The 18929-nt window shown below is 55.0% G+C and carries 20 protein-coding genes; 11 read left to right on the top strand and 9 right to left on the bottom strand.

Annotated elements, in window-relative coordinates:
- Positions 1–46 precede the first annotated feature (46 nt).
- Entirely contained in the window at positions 47–688 is a 642-nt protein-coding gene (ytpR, locus tag FD25_RS08045) for a YtpR family tRNA-binding protein (RefSeq protein ID WP_057803117.1), read from the bottom strand.
- A gap of 22 nt (positions 689–710) precedes the next feature.
- Positions 711–1043 carry a thioredoxin family protein gene (locus FD25_RS08040; RefSeq protein ID WP_057803116.1) on the bottom strand — a complete coding sequence of 111 codons (333 nt, stop codon included), beginning with the start codon at positions 1041–1043 and terminating at the stop codon, positions 711–713.
- A 300-nt stretch (positions 1044–1343) separates the two neighbouring features.
- On the opposite strand from FD25_RS08040, the gene FD25_RS08035 reads away from it, so the two are divergent.
- Entirely contained in the window at positions 1344–1670 is a 327-nt protein-coding gene (locus FD25_RS08035; protein WP_057734157.1) for a PepSY domain-containing protein, read from the top strand.
- A gap of 107 nt (positions 1671–1777) precedes the next feature.
- Here FD25_RS08035 and FD25_RS08030 read toward each other — a convergent pair whose 3' ends face one another.
- Positions 1778–2281 (bottom strand): universal stress protein, encoded by a 504-nt coding sequence (locus tag FD25_RS08030; RefSeq protein ID WP_057803115.1) that lies wholly within the window; start codon positions 2279–2281, stop codon positions 1778–1780.
- A 19-nt stretch (positions 2282–2300) separates the two neighbouring features.
- The gene (gene pepV / locus FD25_RS08025; RefSeq protein ID WP_057803114.1) at positions 2301–3701 is read right to left on the bottom strand and encodes a dipeptidase PepV; all 1401 of its coding nucleotides are present in this window, start codon (positions 3699–3701) and stop codon (positions 2301–2303) included.
- A 141-nt stretch (positions 3702–3842) separates the two neighbouring features.
- Between pepV and FD25_RS08020 the strand changes: the two genes are divergently transcribed.
- On the top strand, positions 3843–4673 hold the full coding sequence (locus tag FD25_RS08020) for an NAD(P)H-hydrate dehydratase (protein ID WP_057803113.1): 831 nt from the start codon (positions 3843–3845) through the stop codon (positions 4671–4673).
- Positions 4674–4823: 150 nt separating this feature from the next.
- On the opposite strand, the gene FD25_RS08015 is transcribed toward FD25_RS08020, so the two are convergent.
- Both FD25_RS08015 and FD25_RS08010 read right to left on the bottom strand, forming a co-directional pair.
- Positions 4824–5525, bottom strand: a complete 702-nt coding sequence (locus FD25_RS08015; protein WP_057803112.1) for a pseudouridine synthase domain-containing protein — start codon at positions 5523–5525, stop codon at positions 4824–4826.
- Between the two features lie 12 nt (positions 5526–5537).
- Complete coding sequence (locus tag FD25_RS08010) at positions 5538–7181, bottom strand: putative polysaccharide biosynthesis protein (protein WP_057803111.1); 1644 nt, start codon at positions 7179–7181, stop codon at positions 5538–5540.
- A gap of 274 nt (positions 7182–7455) precedes the next feature.
- Here FD25_RS08010 and FD25_RS08005 point away from each other — a divergent pair, with 274 nt between their 5' ends.
- The 3 genes from FD25_RS08005 (at position 7456) to FD25_RS14400 (ending at position 8958) form a co-directional block, all read left to right on the top strand.
- Positions 7456–7779: a hypothetical protein gene (locus tag FD25_RS08005; RefSeq protein WP_057803110.1), complete on the top strand. Its 324-nt coding sequence runs from the start codon at positions 7456–7458 to the stop codon at positions 7777–7779.
- 167 nt (positions 7780–7946) lie between these two features.
- Positions 7947–8711, top strand: a complete 765-nt coding sequence (locus tag FD25_RS08000; protein ID WP_057803109.1) for a flavodoxin family protein — start codon at positions 7947–7949, stop codon at positions 8709–8711.
- Positions 8712–8832: 121 nt separating this feature from the next.
- Positions 8833–8958: a hypothetical protein gene (locus FD25_RS14400; RefSeq protein WP_263862335.1), complete on the top strand. Its 126-nt coding sequence runs from the start codon at positions 8833–8835 to the stop codon at positions 8956–8958.
- A gap of 66 nt (positions 8959–9024) precedes the next feature.
- Here the strand turns inward: FD25_RS14400 and leuS are convergent, their stop codons facing one another.
- Positions 9025–11460 carry a leucine--tRNA ligase gene (gene leuS / locus FD25_RS07995; RefSeq protein WP_057803108.1) on the bottom strand — a complete coding sequence of 812 codons (2436 nt, stop codon included), beginning with the start codon at positions 11458–11460 and terminating at the stop codon, positions 9025–9027.
- A 402-nt stretch (positions 11461–11862) separates the two neighbouring features.
- Between leuS and FD25_RS07990 the strand changes: the two genes are divergently transcribed.
- Together FD25_RS07990 and mnmM are read left to right on the top strand one after the other, a co-directional pair.
- Entirely contained in the window at positions 11863–12501 is a 639-nt protein-coding gene (locus tag FD25_RS07990; protein WP_057803107.1) for a phosphatase PAP2 family protein, read from the top strand.
- Between the two features lie 2 nt (positions 12502–12503).
- Entirely contained in the window at positions 12504–13070 is a 567-nt protein-coding gene (mnmM, locus tag FD25_RS07985) for a tRNA 5-(aminomethyl)-2-thiouridylate-methyltransferase MnmM (protein ID WP_057803106.1), read from the top strand.
- Between the two features lie 42 nt (positions 13071–13112).
- On the opposite strand, the gene FD25_RS07980 is transcribed toward mnmM, so the two are convergent.
- The gene (locus FD25_RS07980) at positions 13113–13553 is read right to left on the bottom strand and encodes a MarR family winged helix-turn-helix transcriptional regulator (protein ID WP_057803105.1); all 441 of its coding nucleotides are present in this window, start codon (positions 13551–13553) and stop codon (positions 13113–13115) included.
- A 105-nt stretch (positions 13554–13658) separates the two neighbouring features.
- Between FD25_RS07980 and alsS the strand changes: the two genes are divergently transcribed.
- The 4 genes from alsS to FD25_RS07960 all read left to right on the top strand — a co-directional run bounded on the left by alsS (position 13659) and on the right by FD25_RS07960 (position 17530).
- A complete protein-coding gene (gene alsS, locus FD25_RS07975; RefSeq protein WP_057803104.1) occupies positions 13659–15326 on the top strand; it encodes an acetolactate synthase AlsS in 1668 nt (555 codons plus the stop codon).
- A 19-nt stretch (positions 15327–15345) separates the two neighbouring features.
- A complete protein-coding gene (gene budA, locus FD25_RS07970; protein ID WP_057803103.1) occupies positions 15346–16059 on the top strand; it encodes an acetolactate decarboxylase in 714 nt (237 codons plus the stop codon).
- A 107-nt stretch (positions 16060–16166) separates the two neighbouring features.
- The gene (locus FD25_RS07965; RefSeq protein WP_057803102.1) at positions 16167–17024 is read left to right on the top strand and encodes a sialate O-acetylesterase; all 858 of its coding nucleotides are present in this window, start codon (positions 16167–16169) and stop codon (positions 17022–17024) included.
- Complete coding sequence (locus FD25_RS07960; protein ID WP_057803101.1) at positions 17021–17530, top strand: PadR family transcriptional regulator; 510 nt, start codon at positions 17021–17023, stop codon at positions 17528–17530. The genes FD25_RS07965 and FD25_RS07960 overlap by 4 nt, the downstream gene beginning before the upstream one ends.
- 57 nt (positions 17531–17587) lie before the next feature.
- Here the strand turns inward: FD25_RS07960 and FD25_RS07955 are convergent, their stop codons facing one another.
- Positions 17588–18925, bottom strand: a complete 1338-nt coding sequence (locus tag FD25_RS07955) for a glycosyltransferase family 2 protein (protein WP_057803100.1) — start codon at positions 18923–18925, stop codon at positions 17588–17590.
- Positions 18926–18929 lie beyond the last annotated feature (4 nt).

The raw sequence follows: 18929 nt of genomic DNA, 5'->3' as shown, positions 1-18929 counted from the left end.
CCCTAACATTTCTTAGACAGTTTGTCTTTTCGTTGAAATAACCGCATTAGTCGGCCACGAAGATGGTTTGACCCCGGTCGAAGTCAAAGTCATCACCGACCTGGTAATCATCCGGCAAGATTAACGCACCAGGACGTTGGGGTGCATTCGCTAAGCCCAATTCACGTCCTGAACAGATCATCCCGTTACTTGGCACGCCGCGCAACTCACCGGGCCAGATGATCAAACCGTTGGGCATCATGGCCCCCACCTTGGCAACGACCACCTTGATGTCGGCCTGCATGTTCGGTGACCCACTCACGATTTGGACCGTCTGGTCGTTATCCACCACCGTTTCGGTCACCAGCAGGTGGTCCGAATCGGGATGTGGCGTGGCCGTTTTCACGTACCCCACCACGAATCGTGACCGCGTTTCGGCAACCAATTCACCAGCAAATCCGGCGGCCTCTAACGCCTGGTTTAGCGCCGCGACGTCGGCTGTAGAGAGGGGCACTTGGCCCTGGCCCTGTAGTGCGGGTAAAATTTCGGTGGCCGCTAAGAAGTTGTACCCCAGGGTCTTTTCGGTCGCGGGATCATAAATCCGCGCGATACCGTCGCGGACCGTGTGGGCCTGTTCTGGCGTATCTTGTGCAACGATGACAATCAAAGTATCCCCTAACTCACGGGGATTGTAACTAGCAATTAACATGTCGGGATCCTTTCAAACGGGTTTAGTCGGCAGGCGTGGATAACGAATTAATGAACGTTTCCACTTCCGCCTGGGTCTTACGATCCTTGTTTACCAACCGGCCAATTTCTTGACCGTCGGCGTAGGCAATAAAACTCGGAATACCAAAAACATTTAATTCAGCAGCTAAATCGATGTTCTCGTCACGATCAACCGCCATAAACTTAAAATCGGGATATTCGGCTTCAATCGCCGGCATTGCGGGCTTAATGAACGTGCAATCAGGGCACCAGGTGGCCGAGAAGAACAGCATGGTTTTGCCGGACTTCACAACATCTTTTAACTCCGTCGCTGACATCTTGGGTAATTGTTCCATAAAACAACACTCCTTTATTTAAGTTTAAAAATATACGCCCACCATTATAGCATTTTTAGGCAACTTGTCGAACTTTAAGTTTACAACCGTACACCCTGACACTCCTTTCGCCGGCGCACCCAGTTTCTGACCAGTCGCCACCGCGTCTAAAGTGCCCCCTCAGCCACCCCAACCACGGCGACCGAACTTTTTCGGCTTTTTCTAGCTTTTTACGGGAACTTCCCCGCAATCATTGCTATACTAAAGACAGAAGTGGTGGTAACATTGCCCAATAACCTATTTGCTTAAGGAGGCGGTCGTATGGCTGCTAAAAATGGTCAACTTTATCAATTAAGTCTCGGCGGGGTACTCGGCGGCATCATGGGCATTTTCATCACCCGCTTGTTCAGCGGTCTCACCCATTTGGATCCAGATACGATTTTGGATCAAGTGAAGCGCCAATTTCGCCAAGAATCCCCCATTGAAGGGGCTTGGATTGAACGGCAAACCGTGCCGTTTCAAAAATTCGCGGTCAAGACCCGCGTCTACTACGGGGGCATCACCCGCTATGAAGATGACCAACTGGTCCAATATCAATTCATTGCCGACGCTAAGACCGGTAGCGTTTTAGATATTCACCGTCTCTAAACCGACTTTAATTATTTAATTTATATAGCGTGACCCGAAGACGGGGCCACGCTATTTTTGTGACACAAAAACGGCTAAGCGCAACTAAACGCTTAGCCATCTGGGGCTTAACCTAATTGATTGACTTTAATTTTACTGGCGCGATTGTGGTTGTCGGTCCGGACGACCAACACGTCACACACGGCGTTGGTCACGACGTAACTGGCCGTCGAGCCCATCATCATGCGTTCGACGACGTTCGACCCCGTCGCCCCTAGCATGATCAAGTCGATATCAAACTCCTGGGGTAACGTCCGGGCCAAATCGACCTTGGCGTGCCCGTAGTACACGGACGTGGTAACGTTCTTAACGCCCGCCGCTTCCGCCTTTTGCCGATAACTATCGACGATATCGCTGAACTCCTGACGTGCTTCGTCCATCACCTGTTGGTCGACGTACCCGAACCCAACTTCGGTGGTGCCTAAGCCCACGTAACGGCCACCACTCATGACCGCCGCAATCACCAATTCAGCCCGGTTTCGCTGCGCGACCGCAATGGCTTTTTCCGCCGCCCGCCGCGAGGGCCGCGACCCATCGACACCGACTAAAATCCGCTGATATTGTTGTGCCATCTCGTTTCCTCCTTCGGCCCTACTTGGTTAATTCGTAGGTTGCTTGACCGTAAATGGCCATCGCCTTCAAGAGGTCGGCTTCCGGTTGGAACTCGTCGGCTTGGTGCATGGTGTCGGCCGTGCCGGGGAACAAAGCCCCGAAGGCCACGCCCCGCTTCATCAAGCGACCGTAAGTCCCCCCGCCAACCACCTCGGGTTGGGCCGTGGTGTCCCCGGTCTGTTGCCGGTAAACGTCCATTAACGTGGCCACGATCGGGTCACTCGGATCGACGTAATGGGGCACCATTTCGCGCCCTTGTTCGACCGTGACGGTCATTTGCGCGGTGGCCCGTTTGAGCCCCGCTAAGATCTGCGCCGCACCGGTGCCGGTCGGGTACCGGAAGTTGGTGTTGACCAGTCCCGCCTGGTCGGCCTTAAACGTCATGATTCCGACGTTCATGGTCAAATCACCCATCACGTCATCGGTGTAGTTCAAACCTAACCGGTGTGCCCGGGAATCGTCATGCAGGTCGTTGGCAATCAGGTGCAGGAAGTCCGCGGCGTCGCCCCCAAATTCAAACTGACCCAGGAAGGTAGCCAAATACGTTCCGGCGTTGATGCCGTTCTTCGGTTCCATCCCGTGAGCGGCCTTCCCGACCACTTGAAGGTGCGCCGTGGTCCCGTCAACCGTGAGGTCCCCGGTGACCGGTGCGTGGGCTAAGAACATGTCAAAGCTGGTTTTCAGTTTAGCCGGATCCGGGACCGTGACCGTGACCTCGGCGTCGCGTGGCACCATGTTCATCCGCAGACCGGACTCGAAGGTTTGTAAGGTGAACGGGCCAACGTTGCGACCGCCAAAGTGGGTCTCGAAGGTCACGTTACCCTTTTCGCCGTTGATCAGTGGGAATTCGGCGTCCGGTGAAAAGCCCAGTGTCGGTGCTGGTTCCAAGTCGAGGTAATGGGTCATCCCCGTCCAATCACTTTCTTCATCGGTCCCGATGATAAACCGAATCTTCATCTTCGGGTCGATGCCTTGGTCCTTTAACATTTTTAAGCCGTAATAAGCGGCCAGGGCCGGGCCCTTATCGTCGGAAGTTCCCCGACCATAAAGGTTGCCGTCTTTAGCCGTGAGTTCGAACGGGTCGGTTGACCAGCCCTTCCCCGCCGGCATCACATCGGCGTGTCCCAGGATGGCCAACGTCTGATCGCCGCTCCCGTACTCGACGTAACCCACTAAATTATCTAAATTTTTAACCGTAAACCCATCGCGTTTAGCTAGGTCTAAAAAGGCGATCAACGCCTTGGCGGGCCCGGGACCTAACGGGTAGTCAGCCGTGGCCTGCGAGTCGTCACGCGAACTGTCGATGCCGACTAACGTTTTCAGATCCGCCAGGTAAGCGTCGCGGTAGTGCTGTGCTAATTTTTGCCAATCAATTGCCATGATTGAGCCTCCTCACTGATATCTTGCGGACCGTGCCGCAGGTTACTTATCCCTCATTTTAGCATACCAAGAGAACGTTTTCACTGTAACTTTTCAATCATGCTATACTGAAACTACTTGAAACCGAAAGGAGTCCTCAGGATGCAAACCCTGACCGCAAAAATTTTACCGCAGACCATTCGGCAACGTCCGGCCGATAGTTACAAGGGGACTTACGGACGCATCGTCTTGATTGGGGGTAACCAGAACTTCGGTGGTGCCATCATCATGGCCAGTGCCGCGGCCGTGTACGCCGGCGCGGGGCTGGTGACCACCCTCACCGATCCCAGCAATCAGGGAAGTCTTCATGCCCGGTTGCCCGAAGCCATGTTTGCCGACTATCACGACACTGCCTTACTCACCTCGTTAGTCACCGGTGCCAACGTGATCGTCATCGGTCCCGGCTTAGGCACGGACGCCACGGCGCTGGCCACCTTACAACGGGTCTTTACTTTAGTGACCCCACAACAGACCCTAGTCGTAGACGGTTCGGCCATCACCCTGGTCGCCGAACACCAGTTGGCCCTGCCCGCCGTGCCATTGGTCTTAACCCCCCACCAGATGGAGTGGCAACGGATCAGTGGGATTCGCATCGCCGATCAGACCGAAGCAGCCAACCGACAAATGGTCGACCGCCTGCACGCCACGGTGGTGCTTAAATCCCACCGCACCGAGATCTACACGCCAACTGGCACCTACGAGAACCCACTGGGAACCCCCGCGCAAGCGACCGGAGGCATGGGCGACACCCTCGCCGGCATGGTCGGCGGGTTTCTCGCCCAGTTCAGTAATCCCACCGACGCCGTGTTAGCGGCCGTTTACAGCCACAGCGCCATCGCCGAAGAATTGGCTCGGACCCAATACGTGGTTTTGCCCCACCAGATCACGGAACAGTTGCCCACCTTCATGAAGGCCCACGAGGCCCAAGCGTAGAGCCACACCAATTTCAGCTCAACCAAAATCAGGGACTTCACGTTTTTCGCGAAGTCCCTGATTTATATGCTTTAATTTTTAGCAGCCCATTGCTGAGCGGGTTGGTTCGGAAGCGCTGAATCCTCCAGACCGGGCTTTCAAGACAGGCCCTTAGTCTTCAGACCGCGTTGTCACATCTAACGGCGCGACCAGTGCATCGATTTCCGGCGCGAAGAGCCCCCGATAGGTACCCACGGGTAAATCCCCGGGTAACGCCAAGGGTCCCACGCCCGTTCGGATCACCGGACCGATCAGCTCCGGTAATTGGCTTAGGGCGATCACCGCGGCGGCTACACCCTTGGTGGTACCCACGATGGTCGTGGTTTGTCTCACCGCATCCGGCGTCACCGTTAGATCTTGCCAGGCCACGGCAGCCTTGACCGCCGTTAAATCGGGGGCCACCGGTCCCGTTAACTGGGCGGTCAGCTGGCTGGGCCAGCCGATTTGTTGCAGATCGGTCAAGAAGTGCGGGTCGTCACTGGCCAAGACCAGCCCCGTGGCCTCCTTGGGTAGGTCCGCTAAGGCGGTGAGTTGCCACTGCCGATCGAAGTCGTTGAGCAGGCCGCCCAGGCTCCGGGGAGTCGTCGGGGTCAGATCATCCTGAAACCCTAACGGCCGGTTAAACACCAAGTATTGCGGCTGACGGCCCGTCACGGTCAATCCGTCGACGCAGACGCGATCCGTCTTCGCGACGGTCGTATGTCCCGTGACCACCACGGCGTCGTTAACGGTCACTCGTTCTTGGCGCAACAGGCGCACGATTTGTCGCCGGGTCCCCTGGTGATGCTCGGTTAAGTAGTGTTCCAGATTCATCCTGATTTCCTCCTAACGAATGTGTAAACGTCGGCGTAAGCCCGCGACTCGCGGTCCCATGATGTCGTCGGCCAAGCGGCTGTGGAGCATGGTGTACACGTAGAAGTACCCGCCCACAACGGCGGCCACGGCGACCACCACAAAGCTCATGATCCGGTTATCGCCTAGCAACCAGGTTCCGGCCCAAACCACGGCCCGTGCCAAGCCAAAGGTCACGATCGAGGAGAGTAAAATCCCGTTGGTCCGTTTGGCAATCGTGGCGTAGTTGATCCCGAATTGGTAGTTGAGTGAATGAATAATTAGATAACAGGTGACTAAGAATCCAAGACCGGTCGCCACTAACGGACCAAACGTCCCCAGGAAGTAAACCAACGGCCACTGCACCACGAACTTGACGACGGTACCGACCAAGAAGTATTTTACCGCCCGTTTATTTTGCGAAATGCCCTGCATCAACGCCGACACCACCGTGTACAGGCCCAAAATGATGGACAGATAGGATGAGAACGCCAAAATTGACGCCCCTAAGGCTTCCTGCGCGTGCCCGTAAAAGACGATGTTTAACGGCCGGGCGACCGCCGACATCCCTAACGCACTCGGAATCATCACGAATTCAAACATCAAAAACGCGTTGGTCAGTTGACTTGAAATCTCGCGTTTATTGCCCCGCGTGTAGGCCTCGGAGAGTAGCGGCACTACCGTGATTGCCAGCGCCGAGGCTAACGAAATGGTGATCATGATGATCTTGTTGGCGTTCACCCCGAACAGTGCGAACAAGTCGTTTAGGTAGGCGTCCGTGTAGTGCCCCGCCGCGTGCATGATGGGCGCGAAGGTGTACTGGTCGATCAATTGGAAGATGGTGATCCCGGCGCCCAGGACGATGAATGGGACGGCCTGGGTCACGATTTCTCGGTACAGCTGGTTCGCCGGAACGACTAGTTGGTTGTTACTATGCTGGACTAACGACCGGAAATACCCGCGGCGACGCCAATAGTATACGCCTAAAATCAGCAGGCCACACAACGCCCCGACGGCCGCCGCTAAGGTCGATTGCGCCACGGCGGTGACCCAGTTGCCCTTGAGGACCCGCATGATCAGAAAGGCCGTCACCAGCATGTAAATCACCCGCGCAAGTTGCTCGACAAACTGGGAGATGGCCGAGGGCGCCATTTGCTGGAATCCTTGGAAATACCCTCTGGTCAGACTCATCGTGGGAATGATTAAGATCGCCCAGGCCAACGAATGCAAGACCGGCACCAGGTTGGCATCGCCCCCGGTAAACAGGGAGGCCCCGAAAAACATTAACGCCGCAATGGCGACCCCGGTCCCGAGGGCGATTACCAACCCCCGCTGGTATAATCGCACACTGATCCCGTACTCGTTTAGCGCGTTATAGTGGGCCACCTGTTTGGCAATCGCCGAGGGCACCCCCGCAATCGCCGCAATTAAGAAGAAACTGTAAATGTTATACCCTTTCCCGTAAAGGGCGTTTCCTTGTAAGAAAAAGGTGCCAAACCAAATACTCCAGGGAATAATGTAGACCGCACCTAAAATCCGCGAAAAAATACTTCCTGCCGTCATCCACGCCGATCCCGCAACCATTTGTTCCTGCGCATCCACACTCTGGTTGCCCGGATTATCAGACTTTGCCGCCATTTGACACCCTACTTTCACTTGGTTAAAATTCGAAATTTAGTGACCACGATCTCCCCCATGAAAGACGTGGTAATCAAACCAATATTATACCATAGGGATTTTCTTGCAAGCCCGGGCCTCCGGTTAAGTTTTATGTAATACTTAAGTAAATCCGCCGAGAAAAGTCCGGTTCCCGGCGACCTTCAATTTACCGAATCGCGTCAACAGTGGTATTCTAGAGTATAGGAAGTTAGAAATTAGACACACTGAGCGTTTTTTAAGGAGGCAGACCAGTATGGCACAAACAGTATCTGGAGCAACTGCTACCCCGAAGATGCAAATGTCCCCGGAGCGTGCACAAGAAGTCATTCAAATGACCAAGCGAGTTCGTCAAGGATTCCCGGAACTAAAGGACGTCCCTGACGATCAGTTGCTCTACGCAACTTGGCGGAGCTTTAAGCGGATCGACCAGACCAGTGATAGTGATTATCACCGCATGGCCAACGTATTCTTCCGTGAATTTGACCGCCACTTGCTGAATTACCAATTCTCTAAGGCTGGTGAAGACGACGTGGTTCGGCACCGATTCTTCGCCATCATCACGGAACTGTTCCAATAAGAAATTGATTGAGGACCGGGGCGACCCGGTCCTTTTTTGTGCCTCGTTATGAGGACCACCAATTAGCTAATCGCCTGATAACACTGGCTTTACGGGGGTTCCCCAATTGCTTCTTAACTGGTTTTTGTAGTAGACTAGTCGCAGTCTTAACGAATGGGGGGATGACCTTGCGTTATCTAGCCTTACTAGGCAGTCACGAACAAACGGGCATCACGGCCGGTTACCTAAAAGCCGTACTGGCCGCCTTACCCGCCGACGCGCAAGTTGAAACGGTCTTTTTACGGGACTACGAGATTTACCCGGACACACCCGACCAGCCGTGTCCGGCCCTGGATACGCTGGAGGCCAAATTAGCGGCCAGTGATTTTTGGATTATTTGCGCGCCCACATACTGGGGCGGCCTGCCGGGCGTGATGAAACAATTTTTCGATTGTATGCGGTTTCGCCTAGTCCGGATGAACTCGGTGGGTGACACCCTACCGGGCAAGTACCAGAACAAGCATTACCTGAGTATGACCACCTGCTTTATCAGTTCTTGGGACAATTTCTTTACCGGCATCACCGACCAGACCTTCGTCACCATCGACCGAGTCTTAACCGGCGCCGGCCTGATCAAGGTGGGCGAATTCGTCGGGACCGGCACCTGGGGCACGGAAACCCCTCGACCGGAAAAACTGGCCGAATGTACCCGCTGGGGGCACAAAATCGCTCACCGACCGCGAAAGGATGATAATACCTTGAAACGTTACATATTGCTCTTCGTCATGATTGCCGCCATGGCGCTAGTCACCATGGGCTTGCAGGCCTGGTGGTTCGGGGTCTTTACGCCGGGCAAGTTCTGGTTGACCTACGTCAGTTTCGTGGTGATCTTCTACGTGTTACTGGCGGGTTTGTTACACTTCTTTACCTTTGTACGGCACCGGCGCCGCTAGTCACCTCACGGGTACTGTTTCGTTGGGCGGTCAGTGCCAAAAGCAAATTGCTAGCCGTTGCGCGACTCATCGGCTATACTAATCAGCAATCATGACTACTTTTGCTGAGGAGGTCTTAACGATGAGCCAAACGACCACGATTCCGACCCGCGAGTTACCGTTCAATTCAACCCGCCGATCCCAGGCCAAGCAACTGACGAGCTTCTTTGGTCCCAACCGACCAACGCCCAAGCCAGCGACAAAATAACGTCAAAAATCCCACGGTTACCGGAGCGTCCTTCGGTAACCGTGGGATTTTATTTTAGCTTAGTTTTTAGTTTGCCACGATGTTGACCAACTTACCCGGCACCACGATGACCTTGCTGATGGTCTTGCCAGCCACGTGGGTCTTGACCGTGTCGTCCGCTAAAGCAGCCTGTTCGATGCTGTCCTTGTCGGCGTCCTTTGCGACCTTCAGGTGCGCTCTGACCTTACCGTTGACCTGAACCACCAGCTCAACAACGTCTTCGACCAATTGTTTCGGGTCGTAAGTCGGCCACTTCGCGTAGGCAATCGTGTCGTCGTGACCCATCAAGGACCACAACTCTTCGGCGATATGCGGCACGATTGGCGAAATCAACTTGACGAAGCCTTCCATGTAAATTAACGGTAGGCTGTCCATCTTGTAAGCTTCATTGACGAAGACCATCAATTGAGAAATCGCCACGTTGAAGCGCATCGCTTCGATGTCTTCCGTCACGGTCTTAACGGTCTGGTTGTAGATCTTGTCCAGTTGATTGTCGTTGATCATGGTGACGCGATCACGTAAGTGGTTGTTGTCATCGATCAATAAGCGCCAAACGCGATCCAACCAACGCCGTGAGCCGTTGATACCTTCCGTACTCCATGGTTTGGAAGCCTCTAACGGCCCCATGAACATTTCGTACAGCCGCAAGGTATCGGCCCCGTGTTGTTCGACGATTTCGTCGGGGTTGATCACGTTGCCCTTCGACTTGGACATCTTTTCGTGGTTGGTCCCCAAGATCATCCCCTGGTTAACCAACTTCTGGAACGGTTCCTTGGTCGGCACTACGCCGAGGTCATACAGGAACTTGTGCCAGAACCGCGCGTACAATAGATGCAGCACGGCGTGTTCGGCACCCCCGATATAGAGGTCGACGGGCATCCAGTACTTCAGCTTAGCCGGATCGGCAATCATCTTGTCGTTGTGCGGATCAACGTACCGTAAGAAGTACCACGAACTCCCAGCCCATTGTGGCATGGTGTTAGTTTCGCGTTTCCCCTTACGACCGTTCTGATCCACGACGTTAACCCAGTCATCCAGGTTTGCCAGTGGGCTTTCACCCGTTCCCGAAGGTTCGAGTTGCTTAGCGGCCGGCAGGCGTAACGGTAATTCGTCTTCCGGAACCAACGTGGTTTCGCCGTCTTCCCAATGAATGACAGGAATCGGTTCACCCCAGTAACGTTGCCGTGAGAAGATCCAATCCCGTAACCGGAAGTTGACCTGCTTGTGACCCGCGTCGTGGGCTTCCAACCAGTCGGTGGCCGCGGTCATCGCGTCGGCCTTATCCATGCCGTTTAAGAAGTCGGAGTTGACGTGTTTGCCGTCGCCCGTGTAGGCGGCCGTTTGCACGTCCACATCGCTGCCATCTTCGGGCGCGATGACTTGGACGATCGGTAACTTAAACTTCTTGGCGAAGTCGTTGTCCCGTTCGTCGTGGGCGGGCACGGCCATGATGGCCCCGGTCCCGTAAGACGCTAAGACGTAATCCCCAATCCAGATGGGTAACTTCTTACCGTTGATCGGGTTGATCCCGTAAGCCCCGGTGAAGACGCCAGACTTGTCCTTGTTCAGGTCGGTCCGTTCCAGATCGGACTTGCTTTCGATGGCTTCCTTGTAGGCTTGTACGGCGTCGTGTTGTGCCGGTGTCGTAATCTCATCGACCAGCTTGTGTTCCGGTGCTAAGACCATGTAGGTCGCCCCGAACAACGTATCCGGCCGCGTTGAGTAAACTTCGACCTTCGCGTCGGCGTGACCATCCACGTTAAAGAAGATGCTGGCCCCTTCGGAACGGCCGATCCAATGGCGTTGTTGTTCCTTGATGCTTTCTGGCCAGTCCAGATCGTCCAGGTCGGTCAACAACCGGTCGGCGTAAGCCGTGATCCGCAAGACCCATTGACGCATTGGGACGCGGTAAACGGGATAACCGCCCCGTTCGGTCTTACCATCGACCACTTCTTCGTTGGCCACGACGGTCCCACCCATGAAGTCGGGAGCCCAGTTGACCATGATCTTGTCTTCGTAGGCGAGACCCTTCTTGTAGAGTTGTTCGAAGATCCATTGCGTCCATTTGTAGTAGGATTCGTCGGTGGTGTTCACTTCGCGACTCCAGTCGTAGGAGAACCCTAACGAACGAATCTGTCGTTTGAAGTTCTTGATGTTGTGGGCGGTAAAGTCCTTAGGGTTGTGCCCCGTCTTTAACGCGTATTGTTCGGCCGGTAACCCGAACGCATCCCACCCCATGGGGTGCAAGACGTTAAAACCTTGCATCCGCTTGTAACGGGCCATGATGTCGGTTGCGGTGTACCCTTCGGGATGCCCCACGTGCAGTCCCTGCCCGGATGGGTAAGGGAACATGTCTAGGACGTAATACTTAGGCTTGGTCGTGTTATCCGAAGCCTTAAAGGTTTCGTTGACGCGCCAGTAGTGTTGCCACTTGCGTTCAATAATTTGGTGTTTGTATGCCAAAATGAATCTTCCTTTCCTCTAAGTCCACGTTGTGTCAAAAAAAGCCCCCAGAAATCGCCAATTGGCCAATTTCTGTAGGGCGTTTGAGCGCGGTACCACCTACGTTTTCCCAATGTCTGGGACTCAGTGGCGGATAACGGCGCCAGACGCCCACCTTGCGGCAGAATCACTCGGAGATAAGTTCGCCCACCCGGGTAACGGATTTTCAGCGCCATCCGCTCTCTAGATACCTCGGGTTAACTACTACTTCTCGTCAACGTTTCGTGTTACGTGGTAATTGTCCTAATCTTAGCAAACCCCCTAGCGAAAAGCAAGGCAGCCCCGGGAGTTTTCCCGCCAAATTCCCCGAATCGATTATGCTATACTTGACTCATCAAATTTAATCCAAAGGAACGATGACTTGTGCCCAAAATTTCCCGCTGGCGCTGGGCCCTTACCTGGGGTGCCGGCTTACTTTTTCTTCTTGATTTAGGAGGCATCGTGACCCATCAGGCCTGGATAACGACCCTTGATACGTCCCTGATCCACCTGATTCGTCGCCCCGTTTCAACGGGGGTCACGCAGGGGATGATCGCCATCACCTCGGCGGGTAATCCCCGTTGCGTGGTCTGGATCACCCTCCTGCTATTAGCCGTTTTAGTGATTGCTCGCCGGTTCCGCGCCGCGTTGATGATTCTCATTAACGTCGCCGGTTGGGCCGGGCTGGGCAACACCGTGATCAAGAACCTCGTTCAACGCCCCCGTCCGACCGTCCACCGACTGGTTGCCGCCAGTTCCTATAGTTTTCCCAGCGGGCATTCGATTACCGCCATGCTCCTGTGGGGGGCCGTGATTGTGTTGACCGCCTACTACCTGGCTAATCACCCCGTCTGGAAAACGCTGATCATTGGCCTGGCTAGTTTCTGGATTTTCGCCATTGGCGTTTCGCGGGTCTTCGTGGGAGTTCATTATCCCACCGACGTCTTGGGCGGCTGGCTGCTGGGTTTCTTCTGCTTAACGTTGACCCAGTGGGCGCTCACCCGTAAAGGAAGCGACTTGTAACCATGAATTTACCCAACGCCTTAACTTATAGCCACACCCTGCTTACCGATTGCGTCTATGCGGGCGCCACCGTGGTGGATGCCACGGTGGGCAACGGCCACGATACGGTCTTTTTGGCCCAACTCGTCGGGCCCACCGGTCACGTCATCGGGTTTGACGTCCAAGCCGCCGCCCTGCAACGGACCCACACGCAACTAGTCTTAACGGGCACCGAAAAGCAGGTCGACCTGCACTTGACGGGTCACGAACACGTGGCCGACTACCTGACCTCCACGACTCAGATTGCGGGGGCCATCTTCAACCTGGGGTACCTCCCCGGTGGCGATAAAACCCGGATCACGCAGGCGACCACGACTTTGACGGCCGTGCGAGCCATCCTCCCGCACCTCACTCGGGGTGGTCGGTTACTCTTAATGGTGTATTCGGGCCATCCCGGGGGCTTAGCGGAAGCCACCGCCGTGCACCAATTTTGTACGGCATTACCGCAGCAGACCTACCAGGTTCTTCAGTACGGGTTCATCAACCAGATTCACCGCCCACCATACTTACTGGCCATCGAACGCCGGTAACTCAAAAATCGTCAGTTCCCAACCGAGGGGGAACTGGCGATTTTATTTATGCGGGGCTTCCGTATCCGGGGCCACGATGGTCCCAACGACCGTTTCAATCGACGCTACCAGCGGGCTATCCGGGTTAATGCCGGTATCCGCAAACTTGTCTTCCCACCACCCCACGCGAATCTGTTGGATGGTGTGGACGACCGTGTGACCCTTGGCGGTCAAGTTCAATAACTTGGTCTTTCCCGTGCCGTTTTCCTTACTCAGGTAATCGAGCTTTTCCATCTTATTGATTTCCCGCGTGGCTAACGCCTTATCGATCACGAGCAAGCGAGCTACGTGATTTTGCGTGATGGCCGGGTAATCCCCCACCGATAATAAAATACAGGCTGCCGTCGGGTTGAGCCCTAATTCATCGAATTGACGCTTGGTATCCTTATAGTACTGCCGGTGCAGAATCGAAATGTCCTGCGCCAAATACCCAATGTTCTTCATCAAAATTCCCCCTTTCGAGGCTTACGTGTTGACAAATCAACACAAACGTTTTATCTTTAAACCATAACATGACATTACTACTTACACAAGGAGACGAGTCTAACCATGAAAAAGAACGGTGCCGAAGCTTTAATGCAGTCTATGATCAACCAGGGAATCAAGTACGTCTTTGGTCTTCCGGGGGCCAAGGTCGATCAACTCTTCGACCTGCTTGAATACAGCCAGGATCCCCGAACGCCTAAACTGATTATCACCCATCACGAACAAAACGCCGCCTTTATTGCTTCCGGCATCGGTCGATTGACCGGCAAACCCGGCGTGGTCGCCACCACCTCGGGTCCCGGCGTCTCAAACTTAGCCACGGGCCTGATCACGGCCACGTCCGAAGGCGATCCCGTGATTGCCTTAGGGGGCCAAGTGCCTCGTAACGACGTGGCGCGCTTAACTCACCAGAGTATCCCCAGTAAAGAACTGATGGCCGCGGCCACCAAGGACAGCGTCGAGGTCCAAGACGCCAATAACCTCTCCGAAACCTTCGCGAACGCTTACCAAACGGCGATTGCGCCTAAGGCCGGGGCAACGTTTATTTCATTACCTAAAGACGTCTTAGACGACGCGGTCGACACGCCCGACATCAAGGCCTTAACCCCGATCCAACAGGGAAGTGCCGATGCCGCCGTCATTGATGAGATGGTCACGAAGATCAAGGCCGCGAAGTTACCGGTCATCTTAGCCGGGATGCGGTCCTCCAGTACGGCGGTCACTAACGCCATTCACGCGCTGCTTAAACAATTCTCGATTCCCGTCGTAGAAACCTTCCAGGGCGCCGGGGTCATCTCCCGCGACCTCGAAAAGGACTACTTTGGTCGGGTCGGGTTATTCCGTAATCAAATTGGCGACGCCATCTTAAAGGAAAGCGACCTGGTGATTGCCGTGGGTTACGATCCCGTGGAATACGAGGGCCGGTTATGGAACGTTGATCGGACCGGCGAAATCATCAACTTGGACAGCATCGCCCCCGAAATTTCGAACGACTACCAACCAGACTTAGTAATTCAAGCCGACATCGCCAAAACCCTGACGGCGCTCAGTCAAAGTTTACCAGAAATCGCGTTAAGTGACGCCATGGTTGCTCATTTGAACCAGCTGCGGGCGCATTTCGTCTCCAAGGATGCCGTCCCAGCTACCACGGACGGTCACGGGGTCCATCCCCTAGCCATTGTGCGGGCCTTACAAGACCAGGTCGACGACGACACCACGGTCACGGTCGACGTCGGGAGCCATTACATCTGGATGGCCCGGCACTTCCGGAGCTATAAGCCACGGCACCTCCTATTCAGTAACGGGATGCAGACGCTCGGGGTCGCCCTACCGTGGGCCATCGCGGCCGCTTTGGAACGCCCCAAACAACACGTGGTTTCCGTAGCCGGGGACGGGGGCTTTCTCTTCTCCAGTCAAGAATTGGAAACGGCCGTGCGGTTACACTTAAACATCGTGCAATTAATCTGGAACGACGGTCATTACAACATGGTCCAATTTCAAGAACAGGCCAAGTACGGGCGCGACTCCGGCGTGAACATCGGCAACGTCGACTTTGCCAAGTACGCCGAAAGCTTCGGCGCCACCGGCTTACACGCCGAAACGCCGGAACAAGTCACGGCGGCCCTCAAGCAGGCGTTTGCCACGGACGGTCCGACCGTCATTGACATCCCCGTAGACTACCGTGATAACATTAAGTTTGCATCCACTTTGCTTAAAGATGTTTTGAACTAACTGGAAGAAGGCTAATCAGATGTCCAACACAACTACACTTTATCAACACGGGACCCTCGCGCTTCTGGTCCCCGGGCTACTTGACGGAACCCTGACCATGCGGGAACTCCTGGCTCACGGCGATACCGGGATTGGGACCGGCGAAGGCCTCGACGGGGAACTCATTATCTTAGACGGGACACCGTACCAGATCGACAGTCACGGGAACGTCAACTTGGTCTCGGCCGACTTTACCCTGCCCTTCGCCAACAGTCATTTCGCGGACTACGGGGACTTGATGGCGGTCGAAAACGCCACCCGGGCCGACCTGCAACAACAAATCATGGCCGAAACGCACAGCGCTAATACCTTTTTCTCCGTTAAGATCACGGGGACCTTCACGCAGATGCGCACGCGGGCCGTTCAAAAATCCAGCCAGCCGTACCATTCCCTGGCGAAGACGGCCGAAAAGCAGAGTATCTTTTCTCGTGACACGGTCACCGGGACTCTGTTAAGTTACTACTCGCCACAACTTTTCGACGGCGCCGCGGTCGGAGGCTTCCACAGTCACTTCCTGTCGCAGGATCACGACTTTGGTGGCCACATCTTAGACTTCGCAACGGTCGACGGTAACGTGACCTGGCAACAATTCGACAGTCTCGAACAACACCTACCAACTCAAAGTTCGGCCTACATGACCCACGATTTCGCCCATGACGACATCTTAGGCGATATTCACCAGGCCGAAGGGTAGCTCATTAAAATCAGTGTCCCAATAACGGGGCACTGATTTTTTCTTGCCTTTTTAGTCTAATTAGACTATGATAATTTAGTCCAATTAGACTAAAGGAGTTTTTAGCCATGCAATCCATCTTAATGGTCGGCCAATCGAACATGGCCGGCCGCGGTTTTTTAACCGCCGTTCCCCCCATTTTAAACGACCACCTACGCATGTTGCGTAACGGGCGGTGGCAACAGCTCGCTGAACCGGTCAACGTCGATCGCGAAGTGGCCGGCGTGGGTCCCGCCCCCGCCTTTGCGCAAGCCTGGTCCGCCGACCATCCGGCCGACACGTTAGGGCTCATCCCCTGTGCCGAGGGCGGCAGTGCGCTGGCCGACTGGGCGCCCGACGCGCCGTTGATGCGTCACGCCATCAGTGAAGCCCGGTTCGCCCAAGAAACCAGCGAGATCGTCGCCATTCTCTGGCACCAGGGTGAAAGTGACAGCCTCAATCTGCACTACCGAACGTACCGCGACCAGCTGCGTCAAACGTTGACTCACCTGCGAACGGCCCTCAACCTCCCCACCGTGCCCCTGATATTAGGCGGACTTCCCGCTTTTCTGGGCCAACACGGGTTCGGTCTAAGTGCGACGGAGGCCCCACAAATCGACGCGTTGATTCATCAAACCGCCAGTGATCTCCCTCACACCTACTTCGTCACGGCGGCCGACCTAACCGCCAATCCGGACGGAATTCACTTAGACGCGCCGTCACAACGCCGGTTTGGGGTGCGCTATTACCAAGCGTTTCGGCAACGGGCCGACGTCTTAGCTCCCCTGCCGGATGAACCGCAACGCGTGGCCCAATTGACCGCTCACCCGCTAACGCCCGCCGAGACCCTTTACCTACAGAGTAAGCGGTTCGCCCTAGGTCAGACCACCTTTACCGAATTCATGGCCGCCGTTCGGGCCAGCCAGACGCAGGGGGCCGACGCATGATTCCCTTCTTGATTCTCGGTCTCCTCAAGGAAGAAGCCGGTTCCTACGGCTACGAACTGCTGACCTACATGCGTGAGCGCCACTTCGACTACGTCATCCACTACACGAAAGGGTCGTTTTACTACAATCTGCAGCAGTTAGCGGCCAAGGCCCTCTTGGAACAACTGCCCCCCACCACGTCGGGAACCAAGGAGACGCGCTATCAGCTGACCGCCACCGGAGAGACGGAATTTCGCCGCCTCTTTCAAAAGTATGGCCGAATCAACGACACCACCGCCATGGCGTTCTACGCGGTTCTCCTCTTTGCCGATCAAGCACCCGACTTGATGCCCGACCTGCTTAACTTTCAGATTACCGCGGCACGGGAAAAGATTCGCCTCACGGAGCAGTCCCTGCGCACCACGCCCAACCTGCCCAACAACTATTCTCGGATTCTGGCCAACACGGTCGAACACCACCGGGTCAACCTGCAGTGGTTCCGACAGTTGCAGCAAACCTATCATTAGTTTAGTGAAAACAAACTGCCCGACTAAAAATAGCCGACTGCTCACCCGAGCAATCGGCTATTTTGGCTTCTCTTGACCCTGTAACGACCGCCGTTTAGGACTGACCCAGGTTCCCGAGCCAAAGCCCAGGATCGTTTTTAGAGCCGGAATAAAGGTCATCACCACGGTAATCGGGTTGACCATCCAGTAAAACAACATGTACAACGGCGCAAAAATCAGGTACTTCAGCTTGGCGCCGTGGTGGTCCAGAATTAAGGCCGCTAGCAGCTGCATGAACCCGGCAAAGAGTTCAAAGGTCACGAAGATAAACGACATCACGAACCCGTGAAACAGCCGCTCGTCGTTCCCGGTCACCGCAAAATAAGCCATCAACAACAAAAACGCCACGCCGGTGATCACGAAGAAAAATGACCAGACAATCGACAACGTCGAATCCACGAACATTGATAGTTGGTAGCGGTGTTCAACCGGGTGACGGAGAAATTTTTTGATGTTAGTCAGCCAGACCTCCGTGCCCCCCTGCGCCCAGCGCTTGCGCTGATGGTACAGGTCCCGCAGCGTCTCGGGGACGTTCATGTGAAAGACCACGTTGGGCGCAAACCGTGGCACCGCCCCAATCATCTGGTGGTCCCAGGCGATACTGATGTCTTCGGTGGCCCGGTTTTGCCGGAAGCCCCCCACGTCGATCAGAAATTGCTTGCGGTACAGCGTGTTGGCCCCACTATAGGCGTACATCGAGTCGTTGACCGAGGTCTGGCTCCGCTTGATGACCCCCACGATGCTGGAAAATTCCACGGTCTGGGATTTTCCCAGTAACGTCGTGCGGTTCTGGACGTCCATGTTGGCCGTGACCGCCGAGGTGTTCATGTCCCGCGCGTGGGTGAAGAAGTTCATGTACTTCATCAATGCGTCGGGTTCCGGGATCGTGTCGGCGTCGTTACTCAGGATGTACTCCCCCTTCGCGAAGTACATGCCGATGTTAAAGGCGTGGGCCTTGCCCTTATTTTTAACGATCTCCACGGTCCGTAACCGTGGGTAGCGTCCTTGCAGGCGGGCGATGATGGCGGCGGTGTGGTCGGTCGATCCGTCGTTCATCACCAGGACCTCGAAGTTTTGATAGTTTAATTTTTCAAACAGGTAGGTGATGGTCTCTTCAATCATGACCTCTTCGTTATGCGCCGGGATCATGATGGTGATCATCGGTTGGCGCTTGACCGGAAGGTTGTGCCAATCGGTATCGCGCTTGTTGGTCTTTAAGAACCGGTACGACAGGGAACCCGCGAACCAGAAGAACGACCCGACGACGGGGTACAGGCACAGGACCAACAGACACACATTGATGAGCGTTTCCACCCAGGTCGCTTTTAAGAGACTATCAATAAATAAATTACCCATGGGG

This window comes from Levilactobacillus acidifarinae DSM 19394 = JCM 15949 (genome assembly GCF_001434835.1).
Lineage (GTDB): Bacteria > Bacillota > Bacilli > Lactobacillales > Lactobacillaceae > Levilactobacillus > Levilactobacillus acidifarinae.
The sequence above is the reverse complement of the archived record's forward strand: the minus strand, read 5'-3'. Positions and strand labels throughout refer to the sequence as shown.